The sequence below is a fragment of the Pseudomonas sp. AP42 genome, from assembly GCF_001728935.1.
Classification (GTDB): Bacteria; Pseudomonadota; Gammaproteobacteria; order Pseudomonadales; family Pseudomonadaceae; genus Aquipseudomonas; species Aquipseudomonas lactis.
Genome location: NZ_LYSO01000034.1, coordinates 38,108 through 54,241, shown reverse-complemented (window position 1 = coordinate 54,241; position 16,134 = coordinate 38,108). Strand labels below are relative to the sequence as shown.

The following is a 16,134-nucleotide window of genomic DNA, read 5'->3' as shown; positions in this document are numbered from 1 at the left end:
GGTTACCGTTTGCTGCGACAGCTTACAACGTTGTGTAGATACTATGCTGCGATAGCGGTGGTTCAGTTAAAGATTCACTAGCTGACACACCGCCTTCGCGGGCAAGCCCGCTCCCACATTGGGTTTTGCAGTGGCATTAGAGGTGGGTGCTGAGCCAGGAGATGGCCAGGGCCAGGCCAAGGCAGGCGAACCCGACGCGGTACGCCAGACGATGCGCCCGTTCGGTGTGCGTATCCAGAAACAACATCGGCTGGTCGATAGCGCGCTCTTCGCTGCGCAGGGCCAGGTCGGCCATTGCACGCTGGGCATGCAGGCGGGTGATGAACAGCACCCAGGCGCCCGAGCAGGCAACCAACAGGGCAACAATATTAATGAGCAGTGCGGGCAGCGCCATCGCAAACCTCGGTGAACCAGTGTTCGGGTATCAGTCCAGATACACACCTGAACGACAGTCGCCTCCTGCGCCTTTAATGCTCCTTCCCCATGGACGGCTAATGTATCCAGTAATTTACGCCGTCACCTGAACGTCACCTTAACAAGCCACTCTGTTGCCCTTCGACGCTTGAGGAGCTTGTCATGTTGCATGCGCAAAACCAGGATCGGCTGTACCTGATCGCCCAGAGCGAGGAACAGGAGGCGCTGATCGGCAGCCTCGCGTTCAACGTTCAGGACCGCCATTGGCTGGTGTATTGCGCCCTCGGCGGGCACCAGCATGCCGACCTGCCGGAGCTGGATTTGCTCACCGGTGTGAGCATGCTGGACTTTTATGTCGATACGGCGGCATGACCAAACGCCAGGCGCAAAAAAACCGGGCTCAGCGATGAGCCCGGTTTTTTGTGTGCGGCTTATTGCGCGCTGAGCAGTTGACCGATGCTTGGGTCCTTGAACAGACGGGTCAAGGCATCGCTGAGCACGTCGCTGACCAGCTTGGTGTTGGTTTCCTGGTTGGGCGACATGCCGAAACGCTGGTTGAGCGAGGCGGCGTAGCGGCCACTGTAGCGGCGGGTACCGGCGCTGACGTCGGACTTGAAGGTGGCGCCGATGGAAGCCTCGGTCACATACAGGCCGTCTTTGGGCGACTGGTATTTCAGCTCGGCCAGGGTCACGGTCAGTTGCGGCACGCCTGGCGAGTTGGTCGGCGTAAAGCCCAACAAGCGCACGGCGGCTTCAGCCTGGGCCTGCAACTTGGGCAGCACATCCTGGCCGGTCACCGAAATCAGTGCGGTCTCAGGATACAGGCCGCCACGCGAGCCCAGGGTTGGCGACGGACGACCGTCGACCACGCGTACCGACACCGGCTGGCCATGGCCTACCGCAGCCAACGGCGCAGTGACTTTAGGTTGCGGGCTGAGTTGTTGCGGGCTGTTGGCGCAGCCGACAAGGGTCAAACTGGTCACAGTGATCAAACCGAACAACAGGCGTTGCAACATCGCATTTCTCCAGGACTAGGTGCAGACAGGTCGCCAGTATAACGGTGCACGCGCGCCACTCACCAGCGATCCTGAACGGCGGCTGAAGCCGCTGTGCAAATTACAAATTCGCATAAATTCGTCACCCCAGTGTCATGCCACACTGGCAATCTTCAAGCATGTAACACACCAGGTACACAGCCATGCGCCTTCTCAAGACCCTGTTCATGTCGCACGCCCGTCATCGCCACTTTGCCCTGCTCGATGCTCACGGTCATTGCCTGGCCTTCAAGCAGTGCAGCCTGCCGCCCGTCGGTGAAGGCTGGGTGGAAGTGACCGAGACTCACCTGGGCTGGATGCACCGCCCACTGCCCGCCAGCGCCCGGGTCAGCCCGCAGGTTTTTCGCCCACGGCACCGGCAAGCGTTGGCCTCCTGACCGGCGCCCTAATAAAAGTCATAAAACACGCCCATTTCCCTGGCGTTCTTCGCTACAATCTCCCCCCGATTATAAGGACGTCTCCTGATCGGGCCTCGCAGCATCGTTAATGCCCAGGCATTAGCCCCCAAAATCGCCCACAGAGAGCCGCCCACACAGATCGAGTGAAGCTGGCGTGCTTGCTGTTTCCTTTGCAAACCACCCCGTCTTTTATCGAATCTGCCAGAGCTGCCATTGCGCTCGGCCACTTGAGTTGTTTGCCCGTTTTGCCGCGTGTCGGCAGAGGTTTGCGGGCCAGGTGCCAGGCTGGGGCAGCCCTTTTTTGAGGTTCACGTCTTCAAAAGAGCGTGAAAAAACGGGTTTTCACAACTTCACAAGAGTGTGGCGAGCAAATGAATAGTTTGGCGTTTGTACAAGCACCATCAGCGTCTGGAACAGCCCAATTACACAGGACCGAGCACGCCTCAAAAACCGGAGCTTGAGCCTGTCCGCTACGGATTGGTTGCACGAATCGCACGCTTTGACCATAAGTCGAATTGCCACAGGCGCCCATGAATGCGTTCATAGGCAGATTAGCCCGGCAGGAAGCGTGTGCTGAAGTTGCAAAGAATTGCGAATCGGACATGGCGATCCTGGCCATGGGTAACCTGGGGCAACACGTGAACCGCCCCGTCACTCCTGGCAGCCATGCCGACAATTTGGTGCTGCAGATTTTGGAGACGCGTTAAATGGCGCATAACGAAGCAGTCGACGTAGTACTGGTAGGGGCCGGCATCATGAGTGCCACCCTGGCCGTACTGCTCAAAGAGCTCGACCCCGGCCTCACGCTGGAAGTCGTTGAGCTGATGGATTCGGGTGCCGCGGAGAGTTCCAACCCGTGGAACAACGCCGGTACCGGCCACGCGGGGCTGTGTGAGCTGAACTACACGCCGCAGGCCGCCGATGGCTCCATCGACATCAAGAAAGCCGTGCACATCAACACCCAGTTCGAGGTGTCGAAGCAGTTCTGGGCTTACCTGACCAAGAAGGGCACCTTTGGCTCGTCCAAGTCGTTCATCAGCCCGGTGCCGCACCTGAGCTTCGTGCAGGGCGACAAAGGCGTGTCCTTCCTCAAGAAGCGCTTTGAGACCCTCAGCCAGCACCACGCGTTTTCGGACATGCACTACACCGAAGACCGCAGCGAAATGGCCGAGTGGATGCCGCTGATGATGCCGGGCCGCCCGCTCGACGAAAAAATCGCCGCCACCCGCGTGATGAACGGCACCGACGTCAACTTTGGCGCCCTGACCAACCAACTGCTCGGCCACCTGACCAGTTCGCCAGACGCCCAGGTCAAGTACTGCAAGCGCGTGACCGGCCTCAAGCGCAACGGCGCTGGCTGGACCGTGAGCATCAAGGACGTCAACAGCGGCAACAGCCGTGACGTCGATGCCAAGTTTGTGTTCCTCGGCGCTGGCGGTGCGGCGCTGCCGTTGCTGCAGGCCTCGGGCATCGAAGAAAGCAAAGGCTTCGGCGGCTTCCCGGTGAGCGGCCAGTGGCTGCGTTGCGACAACCCGGAAGTGGTCAAGCAGCACCAGGCCAAGGTCTACAGCCAGGCAGCCGTGGGCTCGCCACCGATGTCCGTGCCACACCTGGACACCCGCGTGGTGGATGGCAAGAAATCCCTGCTGTTCGGGCCATACGCCGGCTTCACCACCAAGTTCCTCAAGCACGGCTCGTTCCTTGACCTGCCGATGTCGATTCGCGCCGGCAACATCGGCCCGATGCTGGCCGTGGCCCGCGACAACATGGACCTGACCAAATACCTGGTCAGCGAAGTGCGCCAGTCCATGGAACAGCGCCTGGAATCCCTGCGCCGCTTCTACCCCGAGGCGAAAGCCGAAGACTGGCGCCTGGAAGTGGCCGGCCAGCGCGTGCAGATCATCAAGAAAGACCCGAAGAAAGGCGGCGTGCTGCAATTCGGCACCGAGTTGGTCGCAGCCAAGGACGGTTCGCTTGCGGCGCTGTTGGGTGCCTCCCCAGGCGCCTCGGTGACCGTCTCGATCATGCTGGAGTTGATCGAGCGTTGCTTCCCGCAGAAAGCTGCCGGTGAATGGGCCACCAAGCTGCATGAGATCTTCCCGGCGCGCGAGAAAGTGCTGGAGACGGACGCCGAGCTGTATCGCAAGATCAACACGCAGAACAACATCAGCCTTGAGCTGGTGGACCCTGTAGGCGCGAGCTCGCTCGCGAAAAACGTCAACGATAACGCAGCGCAAGTGGATTAACGCAGCGCTCCCGGGCTCTTCACGAGCAAGCTCGCTCCTCCCGTTAAAAGCAAAACGCCCCGGACTCTTATGAGGCCGGGGCGTTTTTTGTGGCTCGGATAATCAGCCGCGGGCGTTGTCGATCAGCTCGATGTATTCGGCGGCGTTGCGCTGGTCCTTGATCAGGTCGACGAAGGTCTGGCCATGCTCGTCCTGGCCATCCAGGTCCAGGCCTGCTTCTTTGAAAAAGCCCAGGAAACGCTCGAAGTCGTCGATACGCAGGCCGCGATAAGCCTTGATCAGTTTGTGCAGGGACGGCGACGTCGCATCAACCGGCTCGAAGTCCAGGAACAACTTGATCTGGTCGTCACCGATTTCGTCGCCAATCACCTGTTTCTTATCTTTACGCATTACCGACTCCAGCCTGCAGACATTTACACGGGGTTTGAAGTCTACCTGCGCGACGCCGGATGTGGGAGGGGGCTTACCCTAATACCTGTAGGAGCGAGCTTGCTCGCGAAAAGCTCAAAGGCGCCGCGTTTATTCAGAAAGCACGCGGTAGCGTTGACGTTTTTTTCGCGAGCAAGCTCGCTCCTACAGAAGGGCACATTTGGATTTCAGTCGAACTGGGCAAGCATCCAGCGATGGTACTCGACCATACCTTCTGCGCCTTCCCGGGGTGCCCAGTCGGCCAGCTCACCTTCACCGACAGCGCGGTAAGGGCCAGCCTTGCATTCAAACATGATGCTGTCCGGCTCAAGCACTACCAGGCCATGGAACACGCCGGGCGACAGGTCGACGCCCTGGCATTCCCCGCCCGCTTCCAATACACGCGTGCTCAATACCTCACCTGTCTCGCTGAAAATCAGGATACCCAGGCGCCCTTTGAGCACCAGCAAGGTCTCCGCCTTATCGGCGCTCAGGTGACGGTGCGGCTGCACATAGGTGCTGGGCTGCAAGCCGACCGCCATGCGATGACAAGGCTCTTGCATCTCATGGAAGTTAACGTTTTGACGGCCACGGGGATTGGCGGCCGCTTTCTCGGCCAACTCGGCAAACAGCGTCTGATCAAGAAAGCGGGCCATCAATTACATTCCTTTAACGGCGTAGATGCCATTGGCGTTACGCCAGTAGCCTTTGTAGTCCATGCCATAGCCGAAGATATAACGGTCGACGCACGGCAGCCCGACAAAGTCGGCTTTCAGCTCTGGGCGCGCCTTGCGGTCGTGGTCTTTGTCGATCAGCACGGCGGTGTGCACTTTGCGTGCGCCGGCATGTTTGCAGAAGTCGATGATCGCACCCAGGGTGTGACCTTCATCGAGGATGTCATCGATGATCAGCACATCGCGGTCGATGAACGACACTTCCGGTTTGGCCTTCCAGAACAAGTCACCGCCGCTGGTTTCATTGCGATAGCGGGTGGCGTGCAGGTAAGAGGCTTCCAGCGGGAACTGCAGATGAGTGAGCAATTTGCCAGCGAAGATCAGGCCACCGTTCATCACGCAGAAGACCACCGGGTTGGTGTCGGCCATTTCGCGGGTGATGTGCGCGCCGACCTTGGCGATCGCTGCTTCGACTTGCGCTTCGGTGTACAGGCAGTCAGCCTCGTGCATGATTTGACGGATATGCTCGAGATCAGCAGACATGGCGCTCTCCAAGGGGGTGCTGTGGCAAGAAAAGCGGGCGAAGGTACGCTTCTCGTGCGCTCCAATCAAGCCTTTATGGACTAACGTACTTGATGTCTATAGGACAACACCCTCGGATAGATTAATCTAGGCCGGTTTTTTTGCCCGCCGCCGGAGCCTTTCCTATGCCCACTCGCGAGATCCGCCACCCGCTGATCCGACACAAACTCGGCCTTATGCGCCGTGCCGACATTAGCACGAAGAACTTCCGTGAGCTTGCTCAGGAAGTCGGAGCGTTGCTCACTTACGAAGCCACCAAGGATTTGCCCCTGGAAACCTACGAGATCCCCGGTTGGGCCGGTCCCGTACAGGTGGAGAAAATCGCCGGTAAGAAAATTACCGTCGTCCCTATCCTGCGCGCCGGTATCGGCATGCTTGAAGGTGTGCTCAGCCTGATTCCGGGCGCCAAGGTCAGCGCCGTGGGCGTGGCCCGCAATGAAGAAACCCTGCAGGCCCACACCTACCTGGAAAAACTCGTCCCGGAAATCAACGAACGCCTGGCCATGATCATCGACCCGATGCTCGCCACCGGCAGTTCCATGGTTGCCACCATCGACCTGCTGAAAAAAGCCGGTTGCCGGGACATCCGCGCCATGGTGCTGGTGGCCGCGCCCGAAGGCATCGCCGCCGTCGAGAAGGCCCACCCGGATGTACAGATCTACACCGCATCCATCGATGAGCGCCTGAACGAACACGGCTACATCATCCCGGGCCTTGGCGATGCCGGTGACAAGATCTTCGGCACCAAGCAGAAGGACGCGTGAGCATGCAGGATGAATTCAACGACCCGCTTTGGCGCCAGATCCTGTCTGGCGCACAAATGCTCTTCGTAGCATTTGGCGCGCTGGTGTTGATGCCGCTGATCACAGGTCTTGATCCAAACGTCGCGCTGTTTACCGCAGGCCTGGGCACGTTGCTGTTCCAGGTGGTGACAGGGCGGCAGGTGCCGGTATTTCTGGCATCGAGCTTCGCGTTCATCACCCCGATCATTCTCGCCAAGGGCCAGTTCGGCCTGGCGGCGACCATGGGCGGGGTGATGGCGGCGGGTTTCGTCTATACGTTCCTGGGCCTGGCCGTGAAGGTCAAGGGCACCGGTTTTATCGACCGGCTGCTGCCGCCCGTGGTCATCGGCCCGGTGATCATCTCGATCGGCCTGGCCATGGCGCCGATTGCCGCCAATATGGCCATGGGCAAGTCCGGCGACGGTGCCGAGTTGATCCATTATCAGACCGCGATGCTGATCTCGATGCCCGCGCTGCTCACCACCTTGATCGTGGCCGTGTTCGGCAAGGGCATTTTCCGCCTGGTGCCGATCATTTCCGGCGTGCTGGTGGGCTTTGCCATGTCGTTCTACTTTGGTGTGGTCGACACGGCGAAAATCGCCGCCGCACCGTGGTTCGCCCTGCCCCACTTCACCGCGCCGGAGTTCAACTGGCAGGCGATCCTGTTTATCGTCCCGGTGGCCCTGGCCCCGGCGATCGAGCATATCGGTGGCGTGATTGCGGTAGGCAGCGTGACCGGCCGCGATTACCTGAAAAAGCCTGGCCTGCATCGCACGCTGCTGGGTGACGGTATCGCCACCACGGCTGCCGGCATGTTTGGCGGCCCGCCGAACACCACCTACGCCGAAGTGACCGGCGCCGTGATGCTGACCAAGAACTACAACCCGAAAATCATGACCTGGGCGGCAGTGTTTGCCATCAGCCTGGCGTTCATCGGCAAGTTCGGCGCGCTGCTGCAGAGCATCCCCGTGCCGGTGATGGGCGGGATTCTGTGCCTGCTGTTCGGCTCGATTGCTGCGGTGGGGATGAACACGCTGATTCGCCACAAGATCGACCTGGGCGAGGCGCGCAACCTGGTGATTGTGTCGGTCACGCTGGTGTTCGGGATTGGCGGTGTGCTGGTGGGTACCGGCACCGGCCCGGATGATTTCGGCCTCAAGGGCATTGCCCTGTGTGCGGTGGTAGCGATTGGCTTGAACTTGCTGCTGCCGGGCAATGATGGCTGGAAGAACAAGAAGCCGGATGATGAGCCGCTGATCTAAGTTTTCTGGTGTAGCTGATGGCCTCATCGCGGGCAAGCCCGGCTCCCACAGGGAAATGCAGCATCCTGTGGGAGCCGGGCTTGCCCGCGATGAGGCCCTTACAGCCTGTAAAAATTAGAGCTCGCCGAGCCCGTCGATCAGCGCCTGGTTCTGCTCCGGCGTCCCGATACTGATCCGCAGGAACTGGGCAATCCGCTCCTGCTTGAAGTGCCGCACAATCACCCCTTGCTCACGCAACTTGGCGGCCAGCCCTGCAGCATCATGCCGCGGGTGACGCGCGAAGATGAAGTTCGCCGCCGACGGCAACACCTCAAACCCCTTGCTCTCTAATTGCGCGACGACCTGGTTGCGGCTGTCGATCACCCACTGAGTGGTCTTCTCGAAGTATTCACGGTCGTCAAACGCGGCCGCCGCGCCAACAATCGCCAACCGATCCAATGGGTAGGAGTTGAAGCTGTTCTTGACCCGCTCCAGCGCCTCGATCAGGTCTGGGTGGCCCACGGCCAGGCCTACGCGCAAACCGGCCAGTGAGCGCGATTTGGACAGGGTCTGGGTCACCAGCAGGTTCGGGTAACGATCGACCAGGCTGATGGCAGTTTCGCCGCCGAAGTCGATATAGGCTTCATCGACCACCACCACCGAATCCGGGCTGGCCTTGAGGATCTGCTCTACCGCGTCCAGCGCCAGTACGCAGCCGGTGGGCGCGTTCGGGTTGGGGAAGATGATCCCGCCGTTGGGCCTGGCATAGTCAGCGGCGCGAATCTGGAACTGCTCGTCCAATGCCACCGCGTCGAACGTGATGCCGTACAGGCCGCAGTACACCGGGTAGAAGCTGTAGCTGATATCCGGGAACAACAGCGGCAGATCGTGCTGGAACAGGCCATGGAAGATGTGCGCCAGGACTTCATCGGAACCGTTGCCCAGGAACACCTTGCCGGCGTCGATCCCGTAATACCTGGCCACGGCCTGCTTGAGCAGGTCGCTGTTGGGGTCTGGGTACAGGCGCAAGTTGTCGTTCAACTCGGCCTGCATTGCCGCCAGCGCCTTGGGCGATGGGCCGTAGGGGTTTTCGTTGGTGTTGAGCTTGACCAGCTTGGTCAGCTTCGGTTGCTCACCGGGTACGTAAGGCACCAGGTCCTTGACGAAAGGGCTCCAGAATTTGCTCATGCCTTACTCTCCCTTGACGATGCGGTATTCGGCGCTGCGTGCGTGCGCGCTGAGGGATTCACCACGGGCCAGCACCGAGGCGGTCTTGCCCAGCTCGGAAGCGCCTTGTGGCGAGCAGAAGATAATCGACGAGCGCTTCTGGAAGTCGTACACCCCCAGCGGCGATGAGAAACGTGCAGTGCCGGAGGTCGGCAACACGTGGTTGGGGCCGGCGCAGTAGTCGCCCAGGGCTTCGCTGGTGTGGCGGCCCATGAAGATCGCCCCGGCGTGACGGATCGACGGCAACCAGGCCTGTGGGTCCGCTACGGACAGCTCAAGGTGCTCCGGTGCGATACGGTTGGCCACTTCGATGGCCTGCTCCATGTCACGCACCAGAATCAGCGCCCCACGGCCGTTGATCGACTTCTCGATGATCTCGGCACGCTCCATGGTCGGCAGCAGCTTATTAATGCTGGCGGCGACCTTGTCGAGGAACTCGGCATCGGGGCTGACCAGGATCGCCTGGGCGTCTTCATCGTGCTCCGCCTGGGAGAACAGGTCCATGGCGATCCAGTCCGGGTCGGTCTGGCCGTCACACACCACGAGGATTTCCGAGGGGCCGGCGATCATGTCGATACCGACCTGGCCAAATACATGGCGCTTGGCCGTCGCCACGTAGATATTGCCAGGGCCAACCACCTTGTCGACCTTCGGCACGCTTTCGGTGCCATAGGCCAGCGCCGCGACGGCCTGGGCGCCACCGATGGTGAACACGCGGTCGACGCCGGCGATGCAGGCGGCAGCCAGTACCAGCTCGTTGATTTCGCCACGGGGGGTCGGCACCACCATGACCACTTCGGTCACGCCGGCGACTTTGGCCGGGATCGCATTCATCAACACCGACGATGGATACGACGCCTTACCGCCCGGCACGTACAGGCCGGCGCGGTCCAGTGGCGTGACCTTCTGGCCCAGCACCGTGCCGTCGGCCTCGGTGTAGCTCCAGGAGTCCTGCTTCTGTTTTTCGTGATAGCTGCGTACCCGCGCCGCAGCCACTTCCAGGGCTTCGCGCTGTGGCGCGGTGATGCGCGTCAGCGCCAGCTCCAGGCGTTCACGCGGCAAGATCAGGTCGGCCATGGACTTTACGTCCAAGCCGTCGAACTGGCGGGTGAAGTCCACCAGCGCCGCATCACCGCGCTCACGCACGGCCTTGATGATGTCGAGCACCCGCTGGTTGACCGAGTCGTCAGACACGCTTTCCCAGCTCAGCAGATGATCCAGATGATGGGCGAAATCCGGGTCGGCAGCGTTGAGTCGGGCAATTGCAGTGGACGTGGTCATAGCGAGGGCCTCAATAGAATTGGCAAAAACTCAGGCGCCCTAAACTAGCAGTCGTTTCCGCTTGGGCACCTGAGAATTCTGGCTATGAGGCGGATAGACGGGCGCAGCTTTTCAGCTACGCGGGTGAGTCAACCGCGGTGTCGAGACTCCACTGCCTTGCGCAGGGTGTCGATCAACGCCTGGATACGGGCGTGCTGCATCTTCATCGATGCCTTGTTGACGATCAGGCGGGAGCTGATGTCAGCGATGAAATCCTGGGGTTCCAGACCGTTGGCACGCAGGGTGTTGCCGGTGTCGACCACGTCGATGATCTTGTCGGCCAGGCCGATCAGCGGTGCCAGCTCCATGGAGCCGTAGAGCTTGATGATATCGACCTGACGACCTTGTTCGGCGTAGTAGCGCTTGGCAACGTTGACGAACTTGGTGGCGACCCGTAAGCGCCCCTTGGGCTCGACATCACCGACACGGCCGGCGGTCATCAGCTTGCACAGCGCGATGCGAAGGTCCAAGGGCTCGTACAGGCCCTGGCCGCCGTATTCCATCAGCACGTCCTTGCCGGCGACACCCAGGTCGGCGGCGCCATGTTCAACGTAGGTCGGCACGTCGGTAGCCCGCACGATCAACAGGCGCACGTCGTCCTGGGTCGTGGGGATGATCAGCTTGCGGCTCTTGTCCGGATTCTCGGTCGGCACGATGCCCGCTTCAGCCAGAAGCGGCAACGTGTCGTCAAGGATGCGGCCCTTGGACAGTGCGATGGTCAACATGGGAAATGTCAGTCCTTCATCAGGCTATTGCTGTCCGGTCGCAAACGGCGCCAGACACAGATCGAGGCCATGACAGCCTCGATTTGAAACAAACCAGTGTTTGTCGGAGCCAGCTTGCTCGCGAAGAACGTCAACGATAACGCGTTTATTCAGACGTCACGCGGTGACCATGAGTTCTTCGCGAGCAAGCTCGCTCCTACATCCTACAGTGCAGTGGGGGTTAGCCCGGTACGCGGCGGATTTTTGCGCCGAGCATCTGCAGTTTCTCTTCGATGCACTCGTAACCACGGTCTATGTGGTAGATGCGGTCGATCAGGGTGTCGCCTTCGGCGCACAGTGCCGAGATTACCAGGCTGGCGGAAGCACGCAGGTCGGTGGCCATGACTGGCGCGCCCTTGAGCTTGTCGATGCCGGTGACGATGGCGGTGTTGCCTTCGACCTGGATCTTGGCGCCCATGCGGTGCAGTTCATACACGTGCATGAAGCGGTTTTCGAAGATGGTCTCGATCACGGCACCGGTGCCTTCGGCAATGGCGTTCAAGGAGATGAACTGCGCTTGCATGTCGGTCGGGAACGCCGGGTACGGAGCGGTACGCACGTTGACAGCCTTTGGCCGCTTGCCGTGCATGTTCAGCTCGATCCAGTCTTCGCCAGTGGTGATCTCTGCGCCGGCTTCCTTGAGTTTTTCCAGGACGGCTTCAAGGATGGTCGGATCGGTGTCCTTGACCTTCACACGGCCACCGGTCACGGCAGCGGCAACCAGGTAGGTGCCGGTCTCGATGCGGTCAGGCATGACTTTGTAGGTGGCGGTGTGCAGACGCTCTACCCCATCAATAGTGATGGTGTCGGTACCAGCGCCGGAAACCTTCGCGCCCATGGCGTTGAGGAAGTTGGCCAGGTCGACCACTTCCGGCTCGCGCGCGGCGTTCTGTAGCACGCTGCGACCGTTGGCCAGGGCAGCAGCCATCATGATGTTCTCGGTACCGGTCACACTGACGGTATCAAAGAAGAAGTTCGCGCCCCGCAGGCCGCCTTCTGGCGCCTTGGCCTTGATGTAGCCGCCTTCGACGTCGATGACTGCGCCCATGGCCTCAAGGCCACGGATGTGCAGGTCGACCGGACGCGAACCAATGGCGCAACCGCCAGGCAAGGCCACTTCGGCTTCGCCGAAACGGGCAACCATCGGGCCCAGCACCAGGATCGACGCACGCATGGTTTTCACCAGTTCGTACGGGGCGATCAGGGTCTTGATGGTGCGTGGGTCGATTTCGACGGCCAGCTTCTCGTCGATCACCGGCTCAATGCCCATGCGACCGAACAGCTCGATCATGGTGGTGATGTCGTGCAGGTGCGGCAGGTTGGCCACAGTCACCGGGCCATCGCACAGCAGGGTCGCTGCCAGGATCGGCAAGGCGGAGTTTTTCGCACCGGAAATGCGGATCTCGCCATCAAGGCGGGCACCGCCGGTAATAATCAATTTATCCATAAGAATCTCGACGCCTTGGGGGCTCAGGTGCGCTCGGCCCAGGCCGCGCGGCTGAAAAATTTCATAGTGACCGCATGGATGCTGCCATCGGTGATCCATGGGTTCAAATGGGCATAGATCTGCTGCTGACGCTTGACCGGGCTCAATGCCGCCAGTTCATCGCTAATCACGTTCAGCTGGAAATTGCAGCCTTCGCCTTCAACTTCTACAGTCGTTTCCGGCAGCTTTCCTTCAAGGAAGCTCTTAACTTCTAGGGCCTGCATGCTCAACCTCTATCGGCGCCCAGTGCGCACGGGTCGCACATCATACAAAAAAGCCCCGCGCCTGCGAACCCCGCATAGCAGGACTCTGACGGGGGGCTTTTCTAATAATGTGTATTAAGGATGCGCCAGCAGTTCGGTCAAACCGGAAACTTCGGCAATTTCACGCATGTCTTCCGGCAACGCACGGATGCTGACCGGTTTTTTCGCCGCCTCGGCATCACGCATGAAGCACAGCAACAACGACAGGCCGACACTGCTGGACTTGGTCACCGCCGAGCAATCGAGCACCAGTTCTGGCGCCTTGCTGGCCTTGATCAGCGCCTGGCCCTGCTTGCGCAGGTCAGGCCCGGTGCGGTAATCCAGCACGCCGCTGAGGAACAGCTCGCCGGCGTCGCCGATACGAACAGCCGACTCGGTCATTGCGCAGGCTTCCCGGCAGCTTTGTCGGTTTCTTCCTTGGCCTTGGCCACTTCACCGGCCCAACCATTGATGGTCTTGTCCAGGTCGTTGCCATTGCGCTGCATCGCGTCAGCGAACTGGTCACGGAACAGCTTGCCGATGTTGATACCGTTGATGATCACGTTGCGCAGTTTCCACTCGCCGTCGATCTTCGTCAGGGTGTAGGACACTGGGTACACGGCGCCATTGCTGCCGGAGACTTTCATCCCGACTTCGGCACGGTCGCCAGTCTCGTCCTTGGCCGGGTCAACGATAATGCCCTGGTTGTTGTACTCCAGCAGGGCGTTACCGTAGAACTGGAACAGGCCCTTCTTGAAGTTCTCCTGGAACGTCTTCATCTGCGCAGGCGTAGCCTTGCGCGAATACTTGACCGTCATGATGCTTTTGGAAATACCTTCAGCATCGACCACAGGGCCAACGATGGCGTCGAGCGCACTGTAGAACTTGGAAGGGTCTTGCTTGTACTGTTCTTTGTTAGCCTTGAGGTCAGCCAGCATTCTGCTGGTGGTGTCCTGCACCAAATCGTGGGCAGAACCTGCCGCGTTGGCCATCATCGGCAATGCTGCAAGCAGTACCAGCAGGCCACGTCGCAAGGTAGAGATCATGAACAGATTCCTCATTTGGCGTCTTTATTGACCGTATTGAGCAAAAATTTTCCGATCAGGTCTTCAAGCACCAGCGACGACTGTGTGTCGTGGATGGTCGAACCATCCTTGAGCAGGGCTGTTTCCCCGCCCACGCTGACACCGATGTACTTCTCGCCCAGCAACCCCGCAGTGAGGATAGATGCTGTGGAGTCAGTCGGCAGATTATCCACCTTCTTGTCCAGTTGCATCGTCACCCGACCGGTAAAGCTGTCGCGGTCCAGATCGATTGCCGTGACCTTGCCGATGGTGACACCGGCCATGGTCACTTTGGATCTGACCGTCAAACCGGCGATATTGTCGAAGTACGCGTAAAGTTTATAGGTATCGGCGGTAGGGCTGGCCGAAAGGCCGCTGACTCGCAGGGCCAACAACAGTAAAGCCAGGATGCCAGCCAGCAAGAAAAGGCCGACACCGATTTCCACAGTGCGGTTTTGCATCAGAAATCTCCAAACATCAAGGCGGTCAAAATGAAGTCAAGGCCCAGTACCGCCAGCGAGGCGTACACAACGGTCTTGGTAGTGGCACGGCTGATCCCCTCTGAAGTGGGCTCGCAGTCATAGCCTTGGAATACGGCAATCCAGGTCACCACAAAGGCAAAGACAATGCTCTTTATGATGCCGTTGAGCACGTCACCGGTGAAGGTCACGCTGTTTTGCATGTTGGCCCAGTAGGAGCCGTCGTAGACCCCCAGCCAGTCAACCGCCACCCACGAACCGCCCCAGATACCCACCACGCTGAAGATCATCGCCAGCAATGGCAGGGAAATGAAGCCGGCCCACAGGCGCGGGGCAACAATGTACTTGAGCGGGTCCACGCCGATCATTTCCAGGCTGGACAGCTGCTCGGTGGACTTCATATTGCCGATTTCAGCAGTCAGCGCCGAACCTGCACGCCCCGCGAACAACAAGGCGGTGACCACCGGGCCAAGCTCACGCAACAGAGTCAGGGCCACCATCTGCCCTACCGCCTGCTCCGAGCCGTAGCTGGACAGAATATTGAAACCCTGCAGCGCCAGCACCATGCCGATGAACACGCCGGAGACCACGATGATCACCAGGGACATCACCCCCACCGAGTGCAGCTGCTTGACCAGCAGGCCAAAGCCGCCGCCGATGCCGCCGCGCCCCAGCAAGGCGTGGAACAGGAAAATGGTCGAACGCCCCAGCACTTCGACGATGTCGATGCCCGAGCGACCGAAAAGGCGAACCTTCTCGATAAGAGATGTCTTGCGCATCAGCGCTTCCCCAGAAGATCTGAGCGGTAGTCCGCTGCCGGAAAGTGAAAAGGCACCGGGCCATCGGGGTTGCCGGTCATGAATTGGCGAATGCGCGGGTTATCGGCGTTCATCAACTCTTCAGGCGTACCCTGCCCCAGCACCTGGCCATCACCTACTACATAGAGGTAGTCGGCAATGCTCGCGGTTTCGGCCAGGTCGTGGGACACCACGATACTGGTGATCCCCAATGCATCGTTGAGCAGGCGGATCAGGCGCACCAACACGCCCATGGCGATCGGGTCCTGGCCCACGAATGGCTCGTCGTACATGAGGATCTGTGGGTCGAGGGCAATGGCCCGTGCCAGGGCGACACGGCGCTTCATGCCGCCGGACAACTCGTCTGGCATCAGGTCGATGGCACCGCGAAGGCCCACGGCCTGCAGCTTCAGCAACACGATGTCACGAATCATCTCGTCGGACAGTTGGGTGTGCACGCGCAGCGGGAAGGCCACGTTCTCGAATACATCGAGGTCGGTGAACAGCGCGCCGCTCTGGAACAGCACGCCCATATGCTTGCGCGCATCGAACAGATCGCTGCGCGACAGCGTCGGCAGGTTCTGGCCGTTGACCCACACTTCCCCGGCACTGGGGCGCAATTGCATGCCCATCAGGCGCAACAGGGTGGTCTTGCCGCAACCGGAAGGCCCCATGATGCCCGTGACCTTGCCGCGAGGAATGCGAATATCGACGTTATTGAAGATGCTGCGCGTACCGCGCTTGAAGGTAAGGCCCTTCAGCTCGACCGCGTAGGCGTTATCGGCACTCATCTAATCTCCTTGGGATGCAGCCTTTCACTCAGACACCATGTGTGCGACTTTGGTTTTCAACAGATGCGCAATAGTTGAGCACATGGGTTGGGCGGACCGAACTGGCGGCGAACTATATCACTGCTGGTACAGAGCGCCCAAGGCCGGAACAGCGCTGGTTCAGA

At 60.1% G+C, this 16,134-nt stretch carries 20 protein-coding genes; 5 read left to right on the top strand and 15 right to left on the bottom strand.

The window, feature by feature from the left end; translation table 11 throughout:
• Window positions 1–136: 136 nt before the first annotated feature.
• Window positions 137–394, bottom strand: a complete 258-nt coding sequence (locus A7K61_RS14730) for a hypothetical protein (RefSeq protein WP_047712603.1) — start codon at window positions 392–394, stop codon at window positions 137–139.
• Window positions 395–576: 182 nt separating this feature from the next.
• Between A7K61_RS14730 and A7K61_RS14725 the strand changes: the two genes are divergently transcribed.
• Window positions 577–786: a hypothetical protein gene (locus tag A7K61_RS14725; protein WP_003188620.1), complete on the top strand. Its 210-nt coding sequence runs from the start codon at window positions 577–579 to the stop codon at window positions 784–786.
• 59 nt (window positions 787–845) lie between these two features.
• Here the strand turns inward: A7K61_RS14725 and A7K61_RS14720 are convergent, their stop codons facing one another.
• Window positions 846–1,430, bottom strand: coding sequence for a YajG family lipoprotein (locus A7K61_RS14720; RefSeq protein WP_014716946.1), 585 nt, complete (start codon window positions 1,428–1,430; stop codon window positions 846–848).
• 182 nt (window positions 1,431–1,612) lie between these two features.
• On the opposite strand from A7K61_RS14720, the gene A7K61_RS14715 reads away from it, so the two are divergent.
• The gene (locus tag A7K61_RS14715; protein ID WP_003188617.1) at window positions 1,613–1,846 is read left to right on the top strand and encodes a hypothetical protein; all 234 of its coding nucleotides are present in this window, start codon (window positions 1,613–1,615) and stop codon (window positions 1,844–1,846) included.
• A gap of 728 nt (window positions 1,847–2,574) precedes the next feature.
• Entirely contained in the window at window positions 2,575–4,113 is a 1,539-nt protein-coding gene (gene mqo / locus A7K61_RS14710; protein WP_034134879.1) for a malate dehydrogenase (quinone), read from the top strand.
• A 102-nt stretch (window positions 4,114–4,215) separates the two neighbouring features.
• Here mqo and A7K61_RS14705 read toward each other — a convergent pair whose 3' ends face one another.
• The 3 genes from A7K61_RS14705 to A7K61_RS14695 form a co-directional block, all read right to left on the bottom strand.
• Window positions 4,216–4,503: a PA4642 family protein gene (locus A7K61_RS14705; RefSeq protein WP_032893541.1), complete on the bottom strand. Its 288-nt coding sequence runs from the start codon at window positions 4,501–4,503 to the stop codon at window positions 4,216–4,218.
• Between the two features lie 206 nt (window positions 4,504–4,709).
• Window positions 4,710–5,177: a WbuC family cupin fold metalloprotein gene (locus A7K61_RS14700; protein WP_044271656.1), complete on the bottom strand. Its 468-nt coding sequence runs from the start codon at window positions 5,175–5,177 to the stop codon at window positions 4,710–4,712.
• A gap of 3 nt (window positions 5,178–5,180) precedes the next feature.
• Window positions 5,181–5,738 carry a hypoxanthine-guanine phosphoribosyltransferase gene (locus tag A7K61_RS14695; RefSeq protein WP_003188610.1) on the bottom strand — a complete coding sequence of 186 codons (558 nt, stop codon included), beginning with the start codon at window positions 5,736–5,738 and terminating at the stop codon, window positions 5,181–5,183.
• A 164-nt stretch (window positions 5,739–5,902) separates the two neighbouring features.
• Between A7K61_RS14695 and upp the strand changes: the two genes are divergently transcribed.
• Together upp and A7K61_RS14685 are read left to right on the top strand one after the other, a co-directional pair.
• Window positions 5,903–6,541, top strand: a complete 639-nt coding sequence (gene upp / locus A7K61_RS14690) for a uracil phosphoribosyltransferase (protein ID WP_003188608.1) — start codon at window positions 5,903–5,905, stop codon at window positions 6,539–6,541.
• A 2-nt stretch (window positions 6,542–6,543) separates the two neighbouring features.
• Window positions 6,544–7,821, top strand: a complete 1,278-nt coding sequence (locus A7K61_RS14685) for a uracil-xanthine permease family protein (protein WP_032893544.1) — start codon at window positions 6,544–6,546, stop codon at window positions 7,819–7,821.
• Between the two features lie 114 nt (window positions 7,822–7,935).
• Here A7K61_RS14685 and hisC read toward each other — a convergent pair whose 3' ends face one another.
• The 10 genes from hisC to A7K61_RS14635 form a co-directional block, all read right to left on the bottom strand.
• Entirely contained in the window at window positions 7,936–8,988 is a 1,053-nt protein-coding gene (gene hisC / locus A7K61_RS14680; protein WP_047712600.1) for a histidinol-phosphate transaminase, read from the bottom strand.
• Between the two features lie 3 nt (window positions 8,989–8,991).
• Window positions 8,992–10,308 (bottom strand): histidinol dehydrogenase, encoded by a 1,317-nt coding sequence (hisD, locus tag A7K61_RS14675; protein WP_003188601.1) that lies wholly within the window; start codon window positions 10,306–10,308, stop codon window positions 8,992–8,994.
• A gap of 128 nt (window positions 10,309–10,436) precedes the next feature.
• A complete protein-coding gene (gene hisG, locus A7K61_RS14670) occupies window positions 10,437–11,072 on the bottom strand; it encodes an ATP phosphoribosyltransferase (RefSeq protein WP_003188599.1) in 636 nt (211 codons plus the stop codon).
• A 220-nt stretch (window positions 11,073–11,292) separates the two neighbouring features.
• Window positions 11,293–12,558 carry a UDP-N-acetylglucosamine 1-carboxyvinyltransferase gene (murA, locus tag A7K61_RS14665; protein ID WP_003188598.1) on the bottom strand — a complete coding sequence of 422 codons (1,266 nt, stop codon included), beginning with the start codon at window positions 12,556–12,558 and terminating at the stop codon, window positions 11,293–11,295.
• Window positions 12,559–12,581: 23 nt separating this feature from the next.
• Window positions 12,582–12,821 (bottom strand): BolA family protein, encoded by a 240-nt coding sequence (locus A7K61_RS14660; RefSeq protein WP_003188597.1) that lies wholly within the window; start codon window positions 12,819–12,821, stop codon window positions 12,582–12,584.
• Window positions 12,822–12,935: 114 nt separating this feature from the next.
• Window positions 12,936–13,241, bottom strand: a complete 306-nt coding sequence (locus tag A7K61_RS14655; protein WP_003188596.1) for a lipid asymmetry maintenance protein MlaB — start codon at window positions 13,239–13,241, stop codon at window positions 12,936–12,938.
• Window positions 13,238–13,885 carry a phospholipid-binding protein MlaC gene (locus A7K61_RS14650; protein ID WP_044271644.1) on the bottom strand — a complete coding sequence of 216 codons (648 nt, stop codon included), beginning with the start codon at window positions 13,883–13,885 and terminating at the stop codon, window positions 13,238–13,240. The genes A7K61_RS14655 and A7K61_RS14650 overlap by 4 nt, the downstream gene beginning before the upstream one ends.
• A gap of 11 nt (window positions 13,886–13,896) precedes the next feature.
• The gene (mlaD, locus tag A7K61_RS14645; protein WP_003188593.1) at window positions 13,897–14,364 is read right to left on the bottom strand and encodes an outer membrane lipid asymmetry maintenance protein MlaD; all 468 of its coding nucleotides are present in this window, start codon (window positions 14,362–14,364) and stop codon (window positions 13,897–13,899) included.
• Window positions 14,364–15,161, bottom strand: coding sequence for a lipid asymmetry maintenance ABC transporter permease subunit MlaE (gene mlaE, locus A7K61_RS14640; protein ID WP_003188592.1), 798 nt, complete (start codon window positions 15,159–15,161; stop codon window positions 14,364–14,366). Before mlaE ends, mlaD begins: the two co-directional genes overlap by 1 nt.
• Window positions 15,161–15,970, bottom strand: a complete 810-nt coding sequence (locus tag A7K61_RS14635) for an ATP-binding cassette domain-containing protein (protein WP_003188590.1) — start codon at window positions 15,968–15,970, stop codon at window positions 15,161–15,163. Before A7K61_RS14635 ends, mlaE begins: the two co-directional genes overlap by 1 nt.
• Window positions 15,971–16,134 lie beyond the last annotated feature (164 nt).

Bases quoted from the DNA above. Each gene is read 5' to 3' on its own strand.
- A7K61_RS14730 (WP_047712603.1), bottom strand. From the start codon at position 394: ATGGCGCTGCCCGCACTGCTCATTAATATTGTTGCCCTGTTGGTTGCC.
- A7K61_RS14725 (WP_003188620.1), top strand. From the start codon at position 577: ATGTTGCATGCGCAAAACCAGGATCGGCTGTACCTGATCGCCCAGAGC.
- A7K61_RS14720 (WP_014716946.1), bottom strand. From the start codon at position 1,430: ATGTTGCAACGCCTGTTGTTCGGTTTGATCACTGTGACCAGTTTGACC.
- A7K61_RS14715 (WP_003188617.1), top strand. From the start codon at position 1,613: ATGCGCCTTCTCAAGACCCTGTTCATGTCGCACGCCCGTCATCGCCAC.
- mqo (WP_034134879.1), top strand. From the start codon at position 2,575: ATGGCGCATAACGAAGCAGTCGACGTAGTACTGGTAGGGGCCGGCATC.
- A7K61_RS14705 (WP_032893541.1), bottom strand. From the start codon at position 4,503: ATGCGTAAAGATAAGAAACAGGTGATTGGCGACGAAATCGGTGACGAC.
- A7K61_RS14700 (WP_044271656.1), bottom strand. From the start codon at position 5,177: ATGGCCCGCTTTCTTGATCAGACGCTGTTTGCCGAGTTGGCCGAGAAA.
- A7K61_RS14695 (WP_003188610.1), bottom strand. From the start codon at position 5,738: ATGTCTGCTGATCTCGAGCATATCCGTCAAATCATGCACGAGGCTGAC.
- upp (WP_003188608.1), top strand. From the start codon at position 5,903: ATGCCCACTCGCGAGATCCGCCACCCGCTGATCCGACACAAACTCGGC.
- A7K61_RS14685 (WP_032893544.1), top strand. From the start codon at position 6,544: ATGCAGGATGAATTCAACGACCCGCTTTGGCGCCAGATCCTGTCTGGC.
- hisC (WP_047712600.1), bottom strand. From the start codon at position 8,988: ATGAGCAAATTCTGGAGCCCTTTCGTCAAGGACCTGGTGCCTTACGTA.
- hisD (WP_003188601.1), bottom strand. From the start codon at position 10,308: ATGACCACGTCCACTGCAATTGCCCGACTCAACGCTGCCGACCCGGAT.
- hisG (WP_003188599.1), bottom strand. From the start codon at position 11,072: ATGTTGACCATCGCACTGTCCAAGGGCCGCATCCTTGACGACACGTTG.
- murA (WP_003188598.1), bottom strand. From the start codon at position 12,558: ATGGATAAATTGATTATTACCGGCGGTGCCCGCCTTGATGGCGAGATC.
- A7K61_RS14660 (WP_003188597.1), bottom strand. From the start codon at position 12,821: ATGCAGGCCCTAGAAGTTAAGAGCTTCCTTGAAGGAAAGCTGCCGGAA.
- A7K61_RS14655 (WP_003188596.1), bottom strand. From the start codon at position 13,241: ATGACCGAGTCGGCTGTTCGTATCGGCGACGCCGGCGAGCTGTTCCTC.
- A7K61_RS14650 (WP_044271644.1), bottom strand. From the start codon at position 13,885: ATGATCTCTACCTTGCGACGTGGCCTGCTGGTACTGCTTGCAGCATTG.
- mlaD (WP_003188593.1), bottom strand. From the start codon at position 14,364: ATGCAAAACCGCACTGTGGAAATCGGTGTCGGCCTTTTCTTGCTGGCT.
- mlaE (WP_003188592.1), bottom strand. From the start codon at position 15,161: ATGCGCAAGACATCTCTTATCGAGAAGGTTCGCCTTTTCGGTCGCTCG.
- A7K61_RS14635 (WP_003188590.1), bottom strand. From the start codon at position 15,970: ATGAGTGCCGATAACGCCTACGCGGTCGAGCTGAAGGGCCTTACCTTC.